A 563-nucleotide genomic window follows, 5' to 3' on the forward strand; every position below is an offset into this window, starting at 1 on the left:
GGGTACTTTTCACCATTCCCTCACGGTACTATCCGCTATCGGTCACCAGGGAATATTTAGGCTTAGCGGGTGGTCCCGCCAGATTCACACGGGATTTCTCGGGCCCCGTGCTACTTGGGTGTCTCTCAAACGAGCCGCTGACGTTTCGACTACGGGGGTCTTACCCTCTACGCCGGACCTTTCGCATGTCCTTCGCCTACATCAACGGTTTCTGACTCGTCTCACGGCCGGCAGACCATGAAAGAGAGATCCCACAACCCCGCATACGCAACCCCTGCCGGGTCTCACACGTATACGGTTTAGCCTCATCCAGTTTCGCTCGCCACTACTCCCGGAATCACGGTTGTTTTCTCTTCCTGCGGGTACTGAGATGTTTCACTTCCCCGCGTTCCCTCCACTTGCCCTATGTGTTCAGGCAAGGGTGACAGCCCATGACGACTGCCGGGTTTCCCCATTCGGACACCCCCGGATCAAAGCCTGGTTGACGACTCCCCGGGGCCTATCGTGGCCTCCCACGTCCTTCATCGGTTCCTGGTGCCAAGGCATCCACCGTGCGCCCTTAA

Annotated in this window: 1 rRNA gene; it reads right to left on the reverse strand. The window is 58.1% G+C overall.

What is annotated here, in order from left to right:
* Nucleotides 1–563 (reverse strand): 23S ribosomal RNA (locus IE255_RS38910); the annotation flags it as partial.

The sequence above is a fragment of the Streptomyces lomondensis genome, from assembly GCF_014651035.1.
Classification (GTDB): domain Bacteria; phylum Actinomycetota; class Actinomycetes; order Streptomycetales; family Streptomycetaceae; genus Streptomyces; species Streptomyces lomondensis.